At 66.6% G+C, this 17,058-nt stretch carries 19 protein-coding genes, 1 tRNA gene and 1 pseudogene; 6 read left to right on the plus strand and 15 right to left on the minus strand.

Annotated elements, in window-relative coordinates; genetic code table 11:
* Nucleotides 1-98: 98 nt before the first annotated feature.
* The gene (locus U7114_RS17665; RefSeq protein ID WP_157239140.1) at nt 99-575 is read left to right on the plus strand and encodes a hypothetical protein; all 477 of its coding nucleotides are present in this window, start codon (nt 99-101) and stop codon (nt 573-575) included.
* Between the two features lie 63 nt (nt 576-638).
* Nucleotides 639-1,484, plus strand: a complete 846-nt coding sequence (locus U7114_RS17670; RefSeq protein ID WP_157239138.1) for an aldo/keto reductase — start codon at nt 639-641, stop codon at nt 1,482-1,484.
* A 108-nt stretch (nt 1,485-1,592) separates the two neighbouring features.
* Here U7114_RS17670 and U7114_RS17675 read toward each other — a convergent pair whose 3' ends face one another.
* The 5 genes from U7114_RS17675 to U7114_RS17695 form a co-directional block, all read right to left on the minus strand.
* Nucleotides 1,593-1,778 (minus strand): hypothetical protein, encoded by a 186-nt coding sequence (locus tag U7114_RS17675; RefSeq protein WP_157239136.1) that lies wholly within the window; start codon nt 1,776-1,778, stop codon nt 1,593-1,595.
* 38 nt (nt 1,779-1,816) lie between these two features.
* Nucleotides 1,817-2,785: a hypothetical protein gene (locus tag U7114_RS17680; protein ID WP_323058091.1), complete on the minus strand. Its 969-nt coding sequence runs from the start codon at nt 2,783-2,785 to the stop codon at nt 1,817-1,819.
* Nucleotides 2,786-2,855: 70 nt separating this feature from the next.
* Nucleotides 2,856-3,074, minus strand: coding sequence for a phosphodiester glycosidase family protein (locus U7114_RS17685; RefSeq protein ID WP_323058092.1), 219 nt, complete (start codon nt 3,072-3,074; stop codon nt 2,856-2,858).
* Nucleotides 3,071-3,400: a hypothetical protein gene (locus U7114_RS17690; RefSeq protein ID WP_323058093.1), complete on the minus strand. Its 330-nt coding sequence runs from the start codon at nt 3,398-3,400 to the stop codon at nt 3,071-3,073. The genes U7114_RS17685 and U7114_RS17690 overlap by 4 nt, the downstream gene beginning before the upstream one ends.
* 156 nt (nt 3,401-3,556) lie before the next feature.
* The gene (locus U7114_RS17695) at nt 3,557-3,745 is read right to left on the minus strand and encodes a hypothetical protein (protein ID WP_323058094.1); all 189 of its coding nucleotides are present in this window, start codon (nt 3,743-3,745) and stop codon (nt 3,557-3,559) included.
* 181 nt (nt 3,746-3,926) lie between these two features.
* Between U7114_RS17695 and U7114_RS17700 the strand changes: the two genes are divergently transcribed.
* On the plus strand, nt 3,927-5,522 hold the full coding sequence (locus tag U7114_RS17700) for an alkaline phosphatase D family protein (protein WP_323058095.1): 1,596 nt from the start codon (nt 3,927-3,929) through the stop codon (nt 5,520-5,522).
* A gap of 15 nt (nt 5,523-5,537) precedes the next feature.
* Here the strand turns inward: U7114_RS17700 and U7114_RS17705 are convergent, their stop codons facing one another.
* Nucleotides 5,538-6,164, minus strand: a complete 627-nt coding sequence (locus U7114_RS17705) for a hypothetical protein (protein ID WP_321215358.1) — start codon at nt 6,162-6,164, stop codon at nt 5,538-5,540.
* A 192-nt stretch (nt 6,165-6,356) separates the two neighbouring features.
* Nucleotides 6,357-7,304, minus strand: a complete 948-nt coding sequence (locus U7114_RS17710; RefSeq protein WP_323058096.1) for a DUF6454 family protein — start codon at nt 7,302-7,304, stop codon at nt 6,357-6,359.
* 11 nt (nt 7,305-7,315) lie between these two features.
* Between U7114_RS17710 and U7114_RS19410 the strand changes: the two genes are divergently transcribed.
* On the plus strand, nt 7,316-8,002 hold the full coding sequence (locus U7114_RS19410) for a DNA/RNA non-specific endonuclease (RefSeq protein ID WP_416235568.1): 687 nt from the start codon (nt 7,316-7,318) through the stop codon (nt 8,000-8,002).
* On the opposite strand, the gene U7114_RS17720 is transcribed toward U7114_RS19410, so the two are convergent.
* Nucleotides 7,999-8,463: a hypothetical protein gene (locus U7114_RS17720; RefSeq protein WP_321215361.1), complete on the minus strand. Its 465-nt coding sequence runs from the start codon at nt 8,461-8,463 to the stop codon at nt 7,999-8,001. The genes U7114_RS19410 and U7114_RS17720 overlap by 4 nt on opposite strands.
* A gap of 302 nt (nt 8,464-8,765) precedes the next feature.
* Between U7114_RS17720 and U7114_RS17725 the strand changes: the two are divergent.
* Nucleotides 8,766-8,858: pseudogene (locus U7114_RS17725) on the plus strand (integrase core domain-containing protein); the annotation flags it as partial.
* An 85-nt stretch (nt 8,859-8,943) separates the two neighbouring features.
* Here the strand turns inward: U7114_RS17725 and U7114_RS17730 are convergent.
* From U7114_RS17730 to U7114_RS17740, 3 genes are all read right to left on the minus strand, one after another.
* Entirely contained in the window at nt 8,944-9,132 is a 189-nt protein-coding gene (locus tag U7114_RS17730; RefSeq protein ID WP_323058098.1) for a hypothetical protein, read from the minus strand.
* Between the two features lie 107 nt (nt 9,133-9,239).
* Nucleotides 9,240-9,413, minus strand: coding sequence for a CsbD family protein (locus U7114_RS17735; RefSeq protein WP_321215362.1), 174 nt, complete (start codon nt 9,411-9,413; stop codon nt 9,240-9,242).
* Nucleotides 9,414-9,520: 107 nt separating this feature from the next.
* Nucleotides 9,521-11,209, minus strand: a complete 1,689-nt coding sequence (locus tag U7114_RS17740) for a phosphodiester glycosidase family protein (protein ID WP_323058099.1) — start codon at nt 11,207-11,209, stop codon at nt 9,521-9,523.
* A gap of 351 nt (nt 11,210-11,560) precedes the next feature.
* On the opposite strand from U7114_RS17740, the gene U7114_RS17745 reads away from it, so the two are divergent.
* Nucleotides 11,561-13,096, plus strand: coding sequence for an alkaline phosphatase D family protein (locus U7114_RS17745; protein ID WP_197432421.1), 1,536 nt, complete (start codon nt 11,561-11,563; stop codon nt 13,094-13,096).
* Nucleotides 13,097-13,383: 287 nt separating this feature from the next.
* Here U7114_RS17745 and U7114_RS17750 read toward each other — a convergent pair.
* From U7114_RS17750 to tmk, 4 genes are all read right to left on the minus strand, one after another.
* Nucleotides 13,384-13,456, minus strand: a tRNA-Thr gene (locus U7114_RS17750).
* Between the two features lie 104 nt (nt 13,457-13,560).
* Nucleotides 13,561-15,126, minus strand: coding sequence for an alpha/beta hydrolase (locus tag U7114_RS17755; protein ID WP_157239115.1), 1,566 nt, complete (start codon nt 15,124-15,126; stop codon nt 13,561-13,563).
* Nucleotides 15,127-15,142: 16 nt separating this feature from the next.
* Nucleotides 15,143-16,285 carry a DNA polymerase III subunit delta' gene (locus tag U7114_RS17760; RefSeq protein ID WP_321215365.1) on the minus strand — a complete coding sequence of 381 codons (1,143 nt, stop codon included), beginning with the start codon at nt 16,283-16,285 and terminating at the stop codon, nt 15,143-15,145.
* Nucleotides 16,282-16,980, minus strand: coding sequence for a dTMP kinase (tmk, locus tag U7114_RS17765; protein WP_323058100.1), 699 nt, complete (start codon nt 16,978-16,980; stop codon nt 16,282-16,284). The genes U7114_RS17760 and tmk overlap by 4 nt, the downstream gene beginning before the upstream one ends.
* Between the last annotated feature and the right edge of the window lie 78 nt (nt 16,981-17,058).

Raw genomic sequence — 17,058 nt, forward strand, 5'->3', positions numbered from 1 at the left:
GCAGCGCGCCGGCGCCGGCGCGCGCTCCGGAAGCCCTGCTCGGCCTGGCCAGCGGGACGACCCGGACCACGGTCCCGGACAATACCTGTAGGCTCCGCTTGGGCTTTTTCAGCGCCGCCAGGCAGGGGCGCAAGGACGACGCGGAGCTGGGCCAGGGGCTATGGCGCCGGGCCCATGACCGTTTCCAGCGGGGACTGGACCGCTTCCACCAGGTTCTTGAGGGCGTGGAGGACGACCAGCTGTACGCTGAATTGCTGGAGATCGCCAATGAACTGGCCAGCCTCCTCGAACGGGTACGGCTGGTATGCATGGAAGCGCAGCGGCGTTCGCCCAACGACAGCCTCAACATCCCTGCGGCCCTTTCCGGGGTTCACCGCGCCCTGTCCAAAGCCGGCAACTCCCTGGCGACGACGGCGGAAGCGGCCGCCATGCTCCGGCTCGCCGTGGGCCCCGTCCCGGTAGGTGCAGCCTCGGTCCGCCGCCGGGCCGAGTCCGTATTCCAGCAGGTGGCCGACGCCGAACGGCACCTCAGCGAAGAGGGTTCAGGACCGCAGCAGTTGGGTATTCCCGGTTAAGCGCCTGGCTTACTTCGGGCCGATACCCGCCGGGCGGAGCCGATAGTTTGGCAGGATGGACGAATGACTCTTTCACCTACCTTGACCTTTAATGACGGAAACACCATCCCCCAGCTCGGCTACGGCGTGTGGCAGGTTGAGGATGGCGTGGCTGAAAAGGTGGTCCGCCAAGCGTTTGAAGCGGGCTACCGCCACATCGATACCGCCAAGATCTACGGCAACGAGGCGGGCGTGGGCCGGGCGATCGCCAGTTCCGGCCTGTCCCCGGAGCAGCTCTTCATCACCACCAAGCTCTGGAACGCAGACCAGGGATATGAGTCCACGCTGGCTGCCTTCGAGGAATCCATGGACAGGCTCGGGCTGGAAACCCTGGACCTTTACCTGATCCACTGGATGCAGCCCAAGCAGGACAAATACGTGGACACCTGGAAGGCCCTGATCGAGCTGCAGAAGCGCGGCCGGGTCAAGTCCATTGGTGTTTCGAACTTCACTGTCGAGGGCCTGCAGCGGCTCATCGACGAGACCGGCGTGGTTCCGGCCATCCACCAGATCGAGCTCCACCCGTACTTCAGCCAGCGGGAACTGCGTGAGTTCGGTGCGGCCAACGGGATTTTGACGCAGGCCTGGTCACCGCTGGGCCAGGGCGGCGAGCTGCTGGACGACGGAACGGTCGCCTCGATCGCAGCCAAGCACGGCGCCACGCCTGCGCAGGTTGTCATTGCCTGGCACCTCGCAATCGGCAACGTGGTGATCCCCAAGTCCGTCACCGAGTCCCGGATCCGGGAAAACTTCGCAGCGCTCGGGGTCAGCCTCGATTCCGGCGACGTCGAGGCCATCAACGCGCTGGACCGCTCCGCCAACGGCGAAGGCCGCATCGGCGCGGACCCTGCAGTTTCCGACTTCGCTTAGCCGGCGGCCGGCACCCGCGCCATGGTGCCAGCCCCGCAAACCGCCCCGGCCTGTCCAACAGGCCGGGGCGGCCCGCGTTAAACGGGTGCGGCAGGTAGCCGGAGCATGTCAGGCGGCAGTGCGGATGTGCTCGACTGACACTGCGTCAACGACGGCCCAGCCATCCTCCTCGCGGCACTGCCGGCTGGCGAAACGCTCCGCCTCGGCCAGCGTGTCAAAGACCTCGGCCCGGGCACGGCCGCAGTCGGCGTCGAAGTACGTGACGTGAAATTCCTGTACCAGTTGGTTTTCCATGAATCCAGTCTGCAACCGGGGTCTGACATTCTTCGGAATCATCCCCGCGTGTTGCCCAGCCGAAGGACCCGCTCCTGCGCGAGCATCGCCGTCCGCTCGGCTCTGTCCGCGGCACGCGCTGCCTGCTTGGCCTCCGCAGTGGTGGCAGCCAGCGCTTTCCGGGAGCGCTCCAGCCGCTCTTCAACGCCCTTGAGCCTGGCACGGAGCTCGGCTGCCTCCTGGACGAGTTCCGTGATCCCGGTGCGTGCCTGGTCCGCCTGGTCCTGCAGCTCCCGCGCCGCCCGGGCAGCCTCAGCCTCTGCCGCCTGCGCCTCCGCCAGGGCGGCTTTGGCTTTCTCCAATGCAGGCGGTGACGCTGGACGCGGCGCCTGGCGGACCGCCTCAAGCCGCGGCCTGTCCGGCGTGGCACGGGCGGTGCCCGCCGTCGTCGTGCGCGTCTTCCTGCTTACTGTGGCTGCTGGCCCAGGGCGCGGAACCGGGGCGGCCGGCGGCAGCGCGGAGGGCACCGCCACGGCCCCCTCCACATCGGCGGTGTTCATTCCGTCGGCGGACAACGCCTTCAGGAGGCGCCCGCTCCGCACGGCGGCCGCTGCCCCTTCATCGGCCGTCAGGGCCCGAAGGGTCTCCTCCACGTCCCCCGCTACGGCATCGCTGATGCCCCGGCCCTGCTCCCTGGCAACGGCACGGGCGGCCTCGACGGCGGCAGCAAGCAGGGTGCGGCGCTCACGCCCCAGCTCCCGCAGCGCCCCGGCGTCCAGCGACGACTGCGCCTCGCGCATCCTGCCACCCAGGGCCGCCAGCTCCGCAAGGACACCAGGCTGGTGCAGCGCCAGCATGTTGACGGTCCAGGCGGCAGCTGACGGCTTCGGCAGGGCGCGCACGGCTGCCCCAAGTTCCTTGTCCGACCCGGCAGCCTCCTTGGCCGCGACGGCGCGCGCCGCAACGAAGTCTTCCAGCGGCTTGGCATAAAGCCCGCTCGCGATCCCAGCCAGGGCCACGTCTTCCATGCACGCCATCTTAGGTGCCGCGACTGCCGCGGGCTCACGCCCCGCTGCCGACCGCGACCGCTGCCGGCGTTCAGTCCTTGCGGCGGGGGAGGACGAGGATTGCGTCGCCTACGGGACGTTCGCCCGATGCATCGGAGGAGCTGTTGACGACCTTCCCTCCAACGGCCATAGTGGTGGATCCGCCGCCGTCGAGGTTGATTGCCTCCACCATGCCCAGCGACGCGGCCACGTCTGCCGCTTCTTTGATGCTCAGCCCAAGGGATGCCGTCTGGCGTCCCTCGGCGGTCACGGCCGTGCCCCGGGAGCGTTGACGGCGGTGACGGTGCCCTGGCTGTCCAGCACCACTTCCAGCCCCCGCCCGGACGGTGTGGCGGAGCCGAAGTCCTCGGTGAAAGCAATGACCTCATCGGGGTCCGTGCAGGTGTAGTCGTGCCCGAGGACGGTGGGAGCATCGGCCGTTCCGCCGCAGTTCCGGATGCGCCCCGGGACACGGCTAATGCCGTCCAGGGCCAGCCGTGCACCCTTGGCGGCCTTGCCGCGTCGTTGCTCTCTGGGGGGCGCCGGCCTTTGGGTCCAGGACGAAGTAGCCGCCGTTGATGCCGGCGAGCGCACCATCGGCAGCCGCCAGCTGGCTGGTGGTTTCCCGGTTGACCAGGTCGGGGCCGAACGTCGGGTGAATTCGCCGGGATGGCCACTTCAGCCGTCCAAAAAGGGAAGGGTTGGGGGTTCCGCGGGTGATCGACGTACAGGTCAGGCGGGGGGCCGGTTCCGTCACGTCGCGCGTTTCGGGCAGGTCCCGGGCGCCGAGGTGAAGTTCGACGGCGGGAAGGGCTGGGCGTCCCCGGATGGGAGGGGCGGGGTGGCTGCGGAGGGGCCGGCGGTGGCAAGGAAGGCTCCGGGAAGCCCGGGGATTAGGGCGGTAATTGCAGCCTTGACCGGGAGTTTGTGTGGGGATTCCATGCTGCGACCCTGGTCAGGCGCTTAACCGGAGGAAGAAGCCAAACGCCGGTGTTCAGCAGGTTGTGGCGGACTCGTTTCCACTGGCAGCTGCTGTACTGTTTCACCGCATGTTTACCGGCGGGTTGCCCCGGAGTTCCCGGCGGGAGGCGTCCTGTTCAAGGCTCCAAGGGACGTTGGCAGCATGCCCTTGATCCTGCCTGGAAACTCCCGTCTGATAGACCGCCGCCTCTTCCTCTCCGGCGTGGCCGGTGTCTCCGCCGCCGCCGCGCTGGCCGCCACCCCGGCCACCAAGGCCGACGCGGCCACGACGCCGGCGCGGAGCAAGGATGATCCCTTCACGCTGGGAATCGCATCCGGCGATCCCACGCCTTCCGGCGTGGTGCTGTGGACCCGTCTCGCGCCGAAACCGTTCGAGCCGAACGGCGGCATGCCTCCCGGCCACCCCGTCGTGGAGTGGCGTCTGGCCACCGACGCCGGGATGCGCAATGTTGTTCGGGACGGCAGTGCACACGCCCCGGCGCAGTTGGGGCACTCGGTTCACGTGGAGGTGGAGGGCCTGGAACCGGACAGCGAGTATTTCTACGAGTTCAAGTTCCGTAACCACTGGTCCCCTGTGGGCCGAACCAAGACCCTGCCAGCCCCCGGGGCCGATGTCAGGCAGCTGGATTTCGCCTTCGCCTCCTGCCAGAAGTGGGATGACGGCTTCTTTCCGTCCTACAGCCACATGGCAGCAGAGAACCTGGACTTTGTGGTGCACCTGGGCGATTACGTCTACGAGTACGAGATCGGGGCCGACGGCGGCCTGCGCCGCACGCCAGTGCCCGCCGCCGCGCAGCCGGCCCCGCAAACGCTTGAGCAGTGGCGGGCACGCTACGCCCTCTACAAGTCGGATCCCGACCTGCAGGCTGCACACGCCCGGTTTCCGTTCATCGTGACCTGGGATGACCACGAGGTCCAGAATGACTACGCCGGAGGCTGGGAAGGGCAGACCCAGGCCTTTACCGCAGTGCGGGCCGCGGCCTACATGGCGTACTACGAGCACCAGCCCTTGCGGGCGCGGTCGCTGCCCCAAGGCACGGACATGCAGCTTTACCGGCGGCTGCGCTATGGCCGCCTGGCTCAGTTGGACGTCCTGGATGGACGGCAGTACCGCGACGCTCCGCCCTGCGGCTGGGGCGAAGCCCAGGCATGCGAAGCGGCCTACGACCCCGCCATCAGCATGCTCGGCCCGGAGCAGGAACAGTGGCTCTATGCCGGGCTGCGCGACTCAGACGTGCGGTGGAACATCCTGGGAAACAACGTCATGGTCTCCCGCCTCGACCACGATGGCGCCGCGGGTGAGTTGCTGTGGCATGACGCCTGGGACGGCTTCCCGGCGGCCCGCAAGAGGCTGCTGGACGTGATCGCCGGGCCCGCGGTGCGCAATGCCGTGTTCGTCACCGGCGACTGGCACTCCACTTTTGTCAACGATGTTCACTTGGACTTTGACCGGCCGGACTCCCCGGTGGTGGCCACCGAGTTCGTCGGCACCTCCATCAGCACCAACGGCGACGTGCCAGTCTACGGGCCCTACTACGAGCCCATGATCGGGTTCAACCCGCACATCAAGTTCTTCGACGGCGACCGACGGGGCTACGTCCGGTGCCAGGTCACTCCCGAGCGCTGGCGCACGGAGCTTCGCATGGCAACCGGGGTGGGCAGCCGGGCCGCAGGGCAGTACACGCATGCGGTGTTCGAGGTCGAAGACGGCGCACCGGGCGCAGTTCACGTGTCGTAGCAGCTACCCCGTCTGCTACTTTTCCGGCCAGAACCGCTGCACTCCTGCCGCGGCCTGCCGCAGCTGTCCGCCGTCGAGCGTTATGGAACTTTCCTCCATGCCGAAGTCGATCCACTGGGCCACCAGGCGCAGGTCGCCGGCGGGCGGAAGCGGCCAGAGCCAGAGGGTGCCGCTGCCTGCCAGCTCATCGGGGGCTCCGCTGCCGCCACCGTTGTTCAGGACAAGGGTGGGGGGTTCCGGCTCCCCGGTGCTGCCCATAAACCCGTGGGGGCCGCGGGCTCCCGTGCTTGCCTTGGATCCGTCGGCGAACTGAACGCCGAACATCAGCCCGGAGAAGGGCACTGTGCCGCGGCGGAGGCGCATGCCCGGCTGGAAGAACAGTGCATGCTTGTCGGCCCAGTCATCCTCGTCTTCCTCGCCGCGGCGAATGATCCAGGACAGGTTGAAGGAACAGCCGGTGGAGAACACCTCCGCACTCCTGAGCGCCATGACCATCGCGGGACTGTGGTGAAGGAACTTGCCGACGTGGACCACGGCCGGCAGTTCATAGGACGGGGGAGCGGCCCACGGAGGCGGCTCGAACCTGGGGGCGGAGGGCCTGGGACCGGACGCCGGGATGGGAAAGTCCTGGAAGAAGGTCACGGTGAGAGTCCTCGGGTCCGTTGGCTGCGACCGACCAGCGGAACGGCGGCAGCGCCGCCCTGGATCCCCAATCCGTCCTTGCCCGGCCAGTCTAGCCCTGCCCGGCCATCCCCGCCGGGAACCACTCCTTAGGGTGTGCTGCGGGAGGGGACGGAATCCCGGTCCCCTCCCGCAGCCATGATTCCTGCTGGCTCAGGGGCGGGCCTCGAACACGAAGAGTTCAGTGCCGGCGGCTTCCTCGCCGTCATCGGGGGCGGCGAACAGGCGCAGAACACCGCCATCAGATTCCAAGGCAACGGGGTTGCGGGTCATGGAGTGTCCGGCGGTGGAGAACTTCTGGAAGGGAACCTCGTGGACGATGGTTCCGTCTGCAAGGTCGGTCAGGGCGAGGCCGCCGAGCTCGAACGGTTTCCCGTCAGCAGTCTTCAGGCCGGTAACGCCCGAGCAGAGCTGGTGGCCGGCACCGGCGTACTCGCAGTCCTGGTAGTCAATGAAGTGGCTGGGGTTTGCCTGCGTCCCCAGGAGCGCGCCTTGGCTGTTCCAGGTGAACAGCTTCCGTGAACCCCAGCTGACGCCACTGATTCGGTTGGTCTTGCGGTCGGCGACGACCCCTCCAACGTGGTCCGCTTGGCGGAACTGCTCCGTGACCTGGTAGGTGTCAGGGTCGATAGTGTAGACGATTGAGCTGCTGTTCGGCCGGTATTCGGCGACGGGAACCCAGACGTTCTCGCCGTCGAAGTCGGTGCCGCCCGGGTGGTAGATCGTGTCCTCGCCCAGGACGATGTCTTTGAGCAGCTTTCCCTGCCGGTCGAGGACGAAGACGTGGCCACGGCCCTTGCCGGTTGTGCGGTCGTAGCCGTCCACGGGCGAAGGGTAGCGCACTGTCGGTTCGAGGATCTCGACGCTGCTGAGGAAGATTTTGTCGCCCACCAGCGACATGCCCTGCGGGTGGAAGGTCGGGAAGTCCAGCTTGAGCTTCTGGACCTGTTCCCACTGGGTGTTGCGGTCCACCTTGGTGAAGGCCTCGGCTTCTGCCGTGAGGCCCTTGGGGGCCTGCCCGTTGGTGGCAACAGCGGAGGTTCCGGCTGTCAGGGTGGCCGCGGCGACGGCCGCAATGGCCAGGACTCGCTTCATCTTCATGTCTGCTCCAGGTGCGTGTTGGGGGTGCCCGGTGGGGCCGGGCGCGATCAAACGTAGGCGCCCGGGATGGCGCGGCAGACAACGGCAGGTGTCGGGGGGATGAAGCCGGCGGCCAGCGCGGGGGATGCCCCGGGGATTTCAGCTGCCTGTTGCCCTTACACCCACTTCTCGGTGCGGATGCGATTGGACAAGCGCCTCGCTGCCGTGACCGGGCTTGGAAGGCGGCAAAGTTCAACCAGGGCCTGGAACTGTGGCTCGGGATGGAGTCCTACCTGCTGGATCATGCAGCCGGGCACCGGAGGAGGATCGTGGTCTTCACGGGTCCGATCTTCAGCGACGTCGACCCGGTTTACCGCGGAGTGGACATCCCGTTGCGATTTTTCAAGGTTGCAGCCTTTATCCATGAAGGTGAACTGGCGGCCACCGGTTACGTTGTGGACCAGACTCCGCAACTGGCGGAATTGCCCGAGGTGCCGCGTCCCGGCGCACTCGACGGCACCCCGCCCCTGGGCCCGTTCGGTACCTTCCAGGCACCGATCCGTGACATCGCCGAATTGACGGGGCTGGATTTGGAGCAGTTGGCCGCCGTTGATCGAATGCCGATCGCAGCGACGCTCGGAGCAGCCGCCGTTGGATCAACCTGGCGGGAACTGGCGGCAATGGAAGACCTGGATCTTGACTTCGACCTCGAGTTCTAAAAAGCTGCAGCGCGCCCAACAGCGGAACGGCAAAGGTCGTTCAGGTAGTCGGCCAAGGCAACAGGTTCCTGGCCGGGGCCTGCAATCATCAGCTCCCCGTGCCGCGTCAGGACCATTGCATCGCCACGGGGTTCCTCGCCCATCCTTACGGCGAGGATGAACTGTTCGTAGCGGTCGGCCAGGCTCGGGCAGCTGACGGGCAGTAGCCTGTGTGCGCCGCGGATGACCTGAACCGGGTGGTTGCGGACCATGCGGCCGGAGCCGTCCACCACCACCTCCGCCACCGCCGTGTTGGAAGCAGCGGCCTTTAAGGGGTGGTCTTGTTCGAGGCTGCCCAGAATGTAAGCGGGTGCCCATTGGCGCCCATGCGGATCGCTGACCGGTACTGGCGTCCTTCCGGCGACCCGGAGCGTGGCCACAACACCACCCACAAGCTCGGCAAAACGGGGTTCAAACCGCATCCGCAGATCCGGGCCCGGTGCTGGCAGCAAGTCGGCCAGGGAAGGGGCAGTGGCTGTGTTTCGGTGGAATGCGCGTCCGGGAAAGCCTGCGGGAATAGCCATGCCGGTCTCCTGTCCGAGGCCCCTCTGGCTGAGCCTTCACACCAGAATGCGGCGAATGCCTGCCGGCTGTAAAGCATCTGCGCGGATCCAGGCAGGACGAAAGCCATAAAAGCAAGGGAGGGAAGTCGGGGAACTGCCCAGCAAACCCGCCTGACGATTAAACGAGCGAAAAACACCCAGAAACTTTGGTTTCTAGGTGTAAACACCGCAAGACTCGCCCCTGCCGGCCACAGACCAATGGCAAAGTAGAACGCTTCAACCGCACCCTCACCACGGAATGGGCCTCCGCCCGGGAGCGCTGACCGGCTTCAGGAATGGGCTGCACGCTTCCCTGGGGAAAACGTCCGGGACTGAGCTGTCCTGCTGCTCAGGGGCGTTTCAGCCACTGAGCGTAAGGCTCGCCGCTGCCTCGCCGTCAGCTGTTTGGGCTTCGGCGTGGGCTGCGTGCCTGACTTCAGCCCGAGGCGGGCGCCGGGCTTTGGCCAGGGCGATCAACAAAGTCAGGATCGTGACCATCCAGGTAAGCCCGGTGAGGAAAACCAAGGCGAACGCCGCTAACGGGTGCATGGCGAAGTCTAGGACGGCATGACCGGATACCCTGGCGCAACTCAGCAACACCTGGGCACGAAAAAGGTGCGCCCCGTTCGCTGAGCGCACCCTTCTCGTAAAAGCGGTTAGTCTTTGAAGGCGTCCTTGACCTTTTCGCCGGCCTGCTTCACATCGCCTTTGGCCTGGTCTGCCTGGCCTTCAGCCCGCAGGCTGTCATCGCCGGTGGCGTTGCCCGCAGCTTCCTTGCCCTTGCCGCCGGCTTTCTCGGCAGCGTTCTCAATCTTGTCGCCTAGTCCCATGGTGTTTCCTCCTCTGGTTGGCAGCCGTTCGCATTCGGCTGCACCCATACTAAGCATGCTGATGATCTGGTTGGCAAGCCAAAGAAGTCATGCTTGCCTGTGCGCCGTTAGCCATTTCGGCCCGGCAGCAGCAGGAGCGCGTCGCCGACCGGGCGTTCGCCGGCGGCGTCCGAGGGGGAGTTCACGACCTGGCCGTTCTGGACCATGGTGGTTGATCCGCCGCCGTCGAGGTTGATGGCGTTGACCATGCCCAGGGAGCGGGCGACGTCGGCGGATTCCTTGATGCTCAGGCCCAGGCTGGTGGTCTGGCGTCCGTCGGCGGTTACCAGCAGGGTGCGGCCCTGGGCGTCAGTGCCGGCGATGGTGCGGGGGTTGCGCTTGTGGACCCAGCCGTAGAAGAAGCTGTTGCTGTCGTTGGTGCGGACCATGCCGTCACGCTTGGCGGTGACGTTGAGCTGGCCGTTTTCGACGAGGGTCGGGCCGCCGTTGACCACGTCCGTGGTGGCCCCGGTCTTCAGGGTCTTGCCGCTCTCGTCGAGCAGGTCCGTGTCGATTTTCAGCTTGGCGCCGGGCACTGCCAGGGCGGCGAGCTTGTCCGCGTCCGCCCCGATGGCCTGCAGAGCCTGCCCGCCGGCCGGGAGGGTGGTGCCGCGGGCGTGGTTGACGGCCGTGACGGTGCCGCGGGCGTCGAGGATGACTTCGAGTCCCGGCCCTGACGGGGTGGGGCCGAACTCGGGGGTGATCGCTACGATTTCGTCCGCGTCCGTGCAGGTGAAGTCGTGCAGCGGCAGGTTGGTGGGGGTGTCGTCGGTGCCGCCGCAGTTGCGGATGAGACCCGGCACGCGGTTGATTCCGTCCAGGGGCAGGGATCCCGTGTTGGCGGCGCCCGTGACCGTGCCGTGCCAGTGCAGCCGCTGGACGGAGCTGCTGTTCTCGTCGAGGACCAGGGAGGGACGGTCTCCGACGGGTTCGCTGAGGACCTTGCCGTCGTGGACTGCTGCGCCTGCGGGATCACCGGGGGCGCCTGCCGCCGGGTCCATAACGAAGTAGCCGCCGTTGATTGCCGCAAGTGCGCCGGCGCCGGCAGCCAGTGAGCTGGTGGTTTCGCGGTCCTGGAGGTTCGGACCGAACGAAGAGGTCAGGTCGCCGCGGAATTCCTTCGGGTCAATGGTGAGCACCTCCAGCTTCCAGGGCCCGCGGTCGTCCTCGCTGGAGCCGGCGTCGCCGTCCCAGCCGGTGTAGATGACCGAGGACTTGTAGCCTGCCGCCTTGATCTGGTCGACGGTGGCGGCCCCGTCAGCCTTGGCCGCGAACTGTCCGGCGCGGACCCGGTAGCCGAGGTCACCGCCGGCGTCGGCCAGCTGGGGTGACTGGACGTGCTCGACCCGGGCTGTGACGCCGGCCGCGGTGAGCCTGTCAGCGACCATCTGGGCCTGCGCCTGGGAGGACAGCGCCGAGGAGGGCGCGTCAGGGTCCGGTGAGGTGGACGGGACAGCCACTTCGGCGGTCCAGAAGAAGTCCGGGTTCGGGGTGCCCCGGGTGATGGAGGTGCGGGTCAGGCCCGGGGCCAGTGTGGTCACGTTCCGGGTCTCGGGAAGGTCCGGCGCGCCGAGGTCAAGGTGACCGGGCTGCGATGGTGCAGAACTCTGCTGATCCTGCGTCGGAGCCAGGGGCGCCGCGGTGGAAGCGCCGGCCGGGGCAAGGAAGGCAAGGGGAAGGGACACGGCCAGCGCGGTGACGGCCGCACGGCGGTGCCGGGCCGTCGTGAGGACGCGGCGGGTGGTTGAGGAGCTCATTGTGGGGCCTCTTAAGGTTGGGGTCTCAACAGGAGCTTTCAAGTTACTGATCGGTAATTAACCGGATGTGGCTGGGAGGTTAACTGGGGATGCGGGTATGGATCGTCCCGACGCAACAGACAGCCGACGACACGGGGCAAGCCGGAATAGCCGCATGGCAACCTGAAGATTTACGGCTTCTTTGGGAGACTGTGTTTTGGGCCCGCTCGGAGGAGATGGCGAGTCCCCGCCCTCACGATCGCTGCCCTGCGGCTCCGGCAACGTTTGAAGCGTGTTAACTCCCGGTTCATCGCCCCCTTGATTCCCCTTGACTGAATGGACCGGACATCGCCCAGACCCTCAGGAGACATTGTGTCCCTTTCTCGTGCAACTTCCCGCCGTCGCTTCCTCACCTTGAGCGGGGGAGCGGCTGCGACAGCAGCCATTTACGGGTTCTCCACCGCCCCGGCATGGGCGGAGCCTCGCTTCCCGCAGAATCCGTTCACCCTGGGAGTCGCCTCGGGCGACCCCGCCCCGGACGGCATCGTCCTGTGGACGCGGCTGGCACCGGAACCGCAGGCAGCTGACGGGCTCGGCGGAATGCCGCCGTATCAGCTCGAAGTGGTCTGGCAGGTCGCAACCGACCCGGAGTTCCGCACTGTGGTCAAAGCAGGAAGTGAGTCGGCCACACCGGAGCTTGCCCACTCCGTTCACGCCGAGGTCGTGGGACTGAACCCATCGTCTGACTACTGGTTCCGTTTCCGTGTCGGCAACGAGGAAAGCCCGGTCGGGCACACCCGCACGGCGCCGGCGGCCGGGTCGGATCCGGGCAAGATCACCTTCGGCCTGGCCTCCTGCCAGTCCTGGGCCGGAGGCCGCTACGCCGCCTACCGCACAATGGCTCAGGAGGACCTTGACCTGGTCGTGCACGTGGGGGACTACACCTACGAGGGCAAAACCCACGAAAGCCTGGCCGACTTTCGAAACAACCATGCCAAGTACAAGAGCTCCCCTGACCTGCAGGCCGCGCACGCCAGGTTCCCCTTCGTCGTCACCTTCGACGACCACGAAGTTGAGAACAACTGGGCCGCGGGCGTGTCCCAACCGGACAACGAGGCCTCCAACGAACCCCAGCGGTTCCTCCAGCTGCGCGCCAACGCTTTCCAGGCCTATTACGAGCATCTTCCGTTGCGCCGCCCGCAGCGGCCCACCGGCCCGGACATGGTCCTGTACCGCGGCCTGGACTACGGCAACCTGGCAAGGTTCCACGTCCTGGACACCCGCCAATACCGCTCCGACCAGCTGACCGAGAACTTCCCCGGCGGCCCGCAGCACCCCGACGTCTATGACCCCTCACGCACCCTGATGGGTGACGCGCAGGAGCATTGGCTCTTCCAGGGGCTCGCGTCCTCCCCGGCACGCTGGAATGTCATCGCCCAGCAGACGATGATGGCCCAGTACGACTACGACCCGTCCGAGGTGTTGTCCGTGAACCACGACCAGTGGGACGGCTACGTCGTCTCACGCAACAGGCTCACCAACTTCATCAACCAGCAGAACCCTGCCAACCCCGTGATCCTGAGTGGTGACTGGCACGCTGCCTTCGTCAACGACGTCCTCCTCGATTTCGCTGATCCGGCCTCGAAAGTCGTCACTACCGAGTTCGTCGGGACCTCCATCAGCTCCGGTTGCGGCTGGGCCCAGTCCATCAAGAACGCCCTGCCCAACAACCCGCACACCCGTTACATCAACCCGGATAAGCGGGGCTGGACCCGCTGCACCGTCACCCCGGACGAGTTCCGCAGCGATTACCTCACCGTGGCCTCAGCCGCAGACACTACGTCTCCGGCTGTCGTGGACGCGTCCTTCGTGGTCAGCAATGGACGACCAGGGGCCCAGCGAGCCTGAGCGCCCGGAGCGCGGGGCAGGTACTTCAGGGCTGCCCCGCTCGTCTGCCGGCTCAGCGCGTTTCATTGCCTGATCGCTACGATGACGGGGTCACTGTTGAGTCGAAGCGGAAGCGCCACGAATACGCAGCTGAGTTCGGCGGGCTACGTACTGGTGCCGGAACCCAGATGGCTGCCCGGCAGCAACGTGTGCCATAAGTGTGCCCTGCCCTCGGGCAGCAGCACCCGGTTAACCAGCGAAAAACCCCGGAAACCCCCGAAAACAGGGGCTGTCCGGGGTTTATCCCGAGCTTCCTATCAGAATCGAACTGATGACCTTTTCATTACGAGTGAAACGCTCTACCGACTGAGCTAAGGAAGCACCGCATGATCCTCCGGCGTAACCGGGCGCCTCATGCAAGAGTCAACTGTAATAGAGTCCCCGCGCCCGGGTCAAAATGGACGGCCGGGGAGCTGCTGAGGCCTTCAGCACACCGTGTTGTCGGTGGGAACCTTTCCGCTGACAAGGTAGGCGTCAACCGCATCCTCGATGCAGGCGTTGGACCGGCCGTAGGCGGTGTGGCCTTCGCCTTTCCAGGTCATAAGTGCCGCATTGCCCAACTGCTTGCGCAGCGATGACGCCCATTCCACCGGCGTGGCAGGGTCCCCGGTGGTGCCGATCACCACGATGGTGGACCCGCCGTCGTATTCCACCGGGGCGGGCGTGCGCACGTTCGGGTACGGCCAATCGACGCAGTTGGTGCCGCCATAGGCAAAGAAATACCCGAAGGTGGGGGAGTCCTGCATCAGGCGCTGCTGTTCGGCACGCATTCCGGCGGTGTCGGACACCATGGGGTAGTCAAGGCAGTTGATGGCGTTGAACGCAAAGGTCGAGTTGGACGTGTAGGTCCCGTTGGGTGAGCGGTCTGCGCCGAGGTCCGCGAGCCGCAGCATAAGGCTTACATCCCCGGTCATTGCCGCGTCCAAAGCCTGGGTCAGGGCGGGCCAGCTCTGGTCGTTGTACAGCGGCGTGATGAGGCCGCTCACGAACGTGGTGGCATTGACTACACGGCCGTCCTTTGCCGTGCGCGGAGTCTGCTGGACGGCGGCGATCAGGTCCCGGATTTGCTGGACGCCCGCCTCCACGTCTCCGCTCAGCGGACATCCGTCCTGGCCCTGGCAACTGGCTACATAGGCCCGAATGGCCTTTTCGAAGGCGCGGGCCTGGCCGCTGGTCAGCTCCTCATTGCTGATGGACGGATCCAGGGCACCGTCGAGGACCATCCGGCCCACATTGTCAGGGAAGAGCGAAGCGTACGTGGATCCCAGGAACGTGCCGTAGGAGTACCCGAGGTAGTTGAGCTTTGCATCATTGACCACGGCCCGGAGGATGTCCAGGTCCTTCGCGGAGCTGACGGTGTCGATGTGCGCCAGGACCGGGCCGGTTTGCTCCCCGCACTGGGTGGCAATCGCTTTGTTGTCCGCCAGGGCGGCAGCAAGTCCGGCATCCGTTTCGAGGTCGTAGACCTTCGCCCTGGCTGCGTCCCGTTCAGCGTCCGTCATGCAGGTCACGGGGGCGGACCGCTTCACGCCCCGGGGGTCGAAGCCCACGACGTCGAACGAATCACGAACAGCCTGGGAGAAATGGGTTCCAGCGGCATCCTTGACGAAGTCGTAGCCGGAGGCGCCGGGACCGCCCGGATTGACCAGGAGGCTCCCGGCCTTTTCCCCCGTGCTCGAAGCCCTCAGCGCTGCGAGCTGGATCGTCCCGCCGTCGGGATTGCCGTAGTCCATGGGCACTGTCACCTTGGTGCACTGGAACTCGCCCTCGCACGGCTCCCAGACGACTTCCTGGGAATAGAACTTCTCCAGCCCGGCGGGAGCAGACGCAACGATCGAGGGGTCGGCCTTGGCGGTGGCAGCCTCCTGGCTGCGGTCGCCGCCACTGAGGAGGCTGCAGGACGCCAGAACCATGGCAAGAACCATGGCCCCAAGTGCGCGGAAGCCAAGCGCCACGGGTCGCGGCCGTGCGGGCAGGGGGCGGGCAGTCATCGGTCTCCTTGAAGGACTAGATCAGGCTGGCTGCCATGGACTCAATGGTCAACAGCGGTGCAACGTTCGTGGTGGTGATGCGTTCGCGGGCTTTGTTGATGGCATCCATCCGGGCAAGAGTGGATTCCGGCGTGGAGCGGCTGGCGAAATCCTCCAATTCGCTCCTCAACTCAACGTTTACCAGTTCCACAGCATTCCCGAACTGGATGATCAGCACATCCCGGTAAAAGGAGAGGAGATCGGTCAGCGTCCGGTCAAGGGAATCCGTGATGGACCGCTTGGCCCGGCGCTTCTGGTCTTCCTCCAGCTGCTTGACCTGGCTGCGCATGGCAGGCGGGAGCGTCCCGGACTCGGGTGCGCCCAGTGTTGCCAGCAAGGCGGCCTTCTCCGCAGCGTCCCGTTCTTCGTTGGAACTGTTGGCCTCCGCTGTGGCGATCTTGACGAGTTTGTCCGCCATCATCACGGCAGCCGTAACCCCCCGCAGGCCAAGCGGAAACCGCACTGTTTCCAGCCGGCGTTCCCTGGCCGCAGGATCACGGGCGAGGCGGCGGGCGATGCCCACGTGGCTTTGAGCTGCCCGCGCGGCGCGCTCCGCGAGGGCCGGATCCACGCCGTCGCGGTGGACCAGCAGGGCGGCGACGTCCGCAGCCGGCGGCAACCGCAACGCCACGCTGCGGCAGCGCGACCGGATAGTCACCAGGACGTCGGCCGGGGACGGTGCGCACAGCATCCACACAGTCCGGGGAGTTGGTTCCTCGATGGCCTTGAGCAGGACGTTCGTGGTGCGCTCGGCCATCCGGTCCGCATCCTCCACCACGATGATCCGCCACCGGCCGGCCGAGGGCCGGTTCCCGGCGGTGGCCACCAGTTCACGGGCTTCGTCAATGGTGATCGTGACCTTCTCGGTGCGGACGAAAGTGACGTCCGAATGGGTCTCGCCCAGGATGGTCAGGCACGCCGCGCAGCGCCCGCAGCCCCGCAGGCTGACGTCCTCCTGGTCGCAGTTCAGTGCTGCGGCAAACGCCTTGGCCGCATTGGAACGCCCGGAACCCGGCGGGCCGGTGAAAAGCCACGCATGCGTCAGTCCCTCGCCGCTGGAGGCCTGCCGCAGCTGTTCGACGACGGCGGGCTGGCCCTGAAGGTCGTCCCACACCGTCACGGGGCGCCCCCGACCGCCGTGGCCCGGGCCTGGGGTGCGCCCGCCGGTGTTTCGTCCTGTTCGGCCAGCAGGGTATCCACCCGCTCGAGGATCCGGGCGGAAAGCATGCTGACGGAGTCATGGGCGGGCAGCACGAGGTAGGACTCCGGACGGCGCTGCGCCAGCTCCAGGAAGGCCTCACGGATCCGGAGGTGGAACTCGTCAGCTTCGGACTCCAGACGGTCCTCCGCCGTCTCGCCGGCCGTGCGGCGGCGGCGGCCCACCGCTGGATCAACGTCCAGCAGGACGGTGAGATGGGGCTGCAGGCCGGACGTGGCCCACTCGTTGAGGGACCGTACGGCGTCTTCGCCCAAGGCACGTCCTGCCCCCTGGTATGCCACCGACGAATCGATGTACCGGTCCGTCAGGACTATGTCGCCGCGTTCAAGCGCAGGCCGAATGACTTGGCTTGCGTGGGCTGCCCGGGAAGCGGCGAAAATCAGGGCTTCTGTGTGCGCATCAATCTCACCGTGTCCGTGGTCCAGCACAAGGGAGCGCAGTTTCTCGCCGACGGGGGTTCCGCCCGGCTCGCGGGTCAGCAGGACGGTCAGGCCACGGGATTCGAGGGCTTCGGCAAGGCGCGCAGCCTGCGTGGACTTGCCCGCGCCGTCGCCGCCTTCGAACGCGATGAAAAGACCGGCCCTCTGTTTGCTCACCACCCAAGCCTACCGACCCCCGCTGGCAATTCCCGATTCAGCTGTGGATTCCCGCGGGGGCCACGAGGCGGGTAACGG

The organism is Pseudarthrobacter sp. C1 (genome assembly GCF_034720455.1).
GTDB lineage: Bacteria > Actinomycetota > Actinomycetes > Actinomycetales > Micrococcaceae > Arthrobacter.

Bases quoted from the DNA above. Each gene is read 5' to 3' on its own strand.
- U7114_RS17680 (WP_323058091.1), bottom strand. From the start codon at position 2,785: ATGGAAGACGTGGCCCTGGCTGGGATCGCGAGCGGGCTTTATGCCAAG.
- U7114_RS17735 (WP_321215362.1), bottom strand. From the start codon at position 9,413: ATGGGACTAGGCGACAAGATTGAGAACGCTGCCGAGAAAGCCGGCGGC.
- U7114_RS17670 (WP_157239138.1), top strand. From the start codon at position 639: ATGACTCTTTCACCTACCTTGACCTTTAATGACGGAAACACCATCCCC.
- U7114_RS17720 (WP_321215361.1), bottom strand. From the start codon at position 8,463: ATGCGGTTTGAACCCCGTTTTGCCGAGCTTGTGGGTGGTGTTGTGGCC.
- U7114_RS17690 (WP_323058093.1), bottom strand. From the start codon at position 3,400: ATGGTGCGCTCGCCGGCATCAACGGCGGCTACTTCGTCCTGGACCCAA.
- U7114_RS17740 (WP_323058099.1), bottom strand. From the start codon at position 11,209: ATGAGCTCCTCAACCACCCGCCGCGTCCTCACGACGGCCCGGCACCGC.
- U7114_RS17730 (WP_323058098.1), bottom strand. From the start codon at position 9,132: ATGCACCCGTTAGCGGCGTTCGCCTTGGTTTTCCTCACCGGGCTTACC.
- U7114_RS17675 (WP_157239136.1), bottom strand. From the start codon at position 1,778: ATGGAAAACCAACTGGTACAGGAATTTCACGTCACGTACTTCGACGCC.
- U7114_RS17700 (WP_323058095.1), top strand. From the start codon at position 3,927: ATGCCCTTGATCCTGCCTGGAAACTCCCGTCTGATAGACCGCCGCCTC.
- U7114_RS17695 (WP_323058094.1), bottom strand. From the start codon at position 3,745: ATGGAATCCCCACACAAACTCCCGGTCAAGGCTGCAATTACCGCCCTA.
- U7114_RS17710 (WP_323058096.1), bottom strand. From the start codon at position 7,304: ATGAAGATGAAGCGAGTCCTGGCCATTGCGGCCGTCGCCGCGGCCACC.
- U7114_RS17755 (WP_157239115.1), bottom strand. From the start codon at position 15,126: ATGACTGCCCGCCCCCTGCCCGCACGGCCGCGACCCGTGGCGCTTGGC.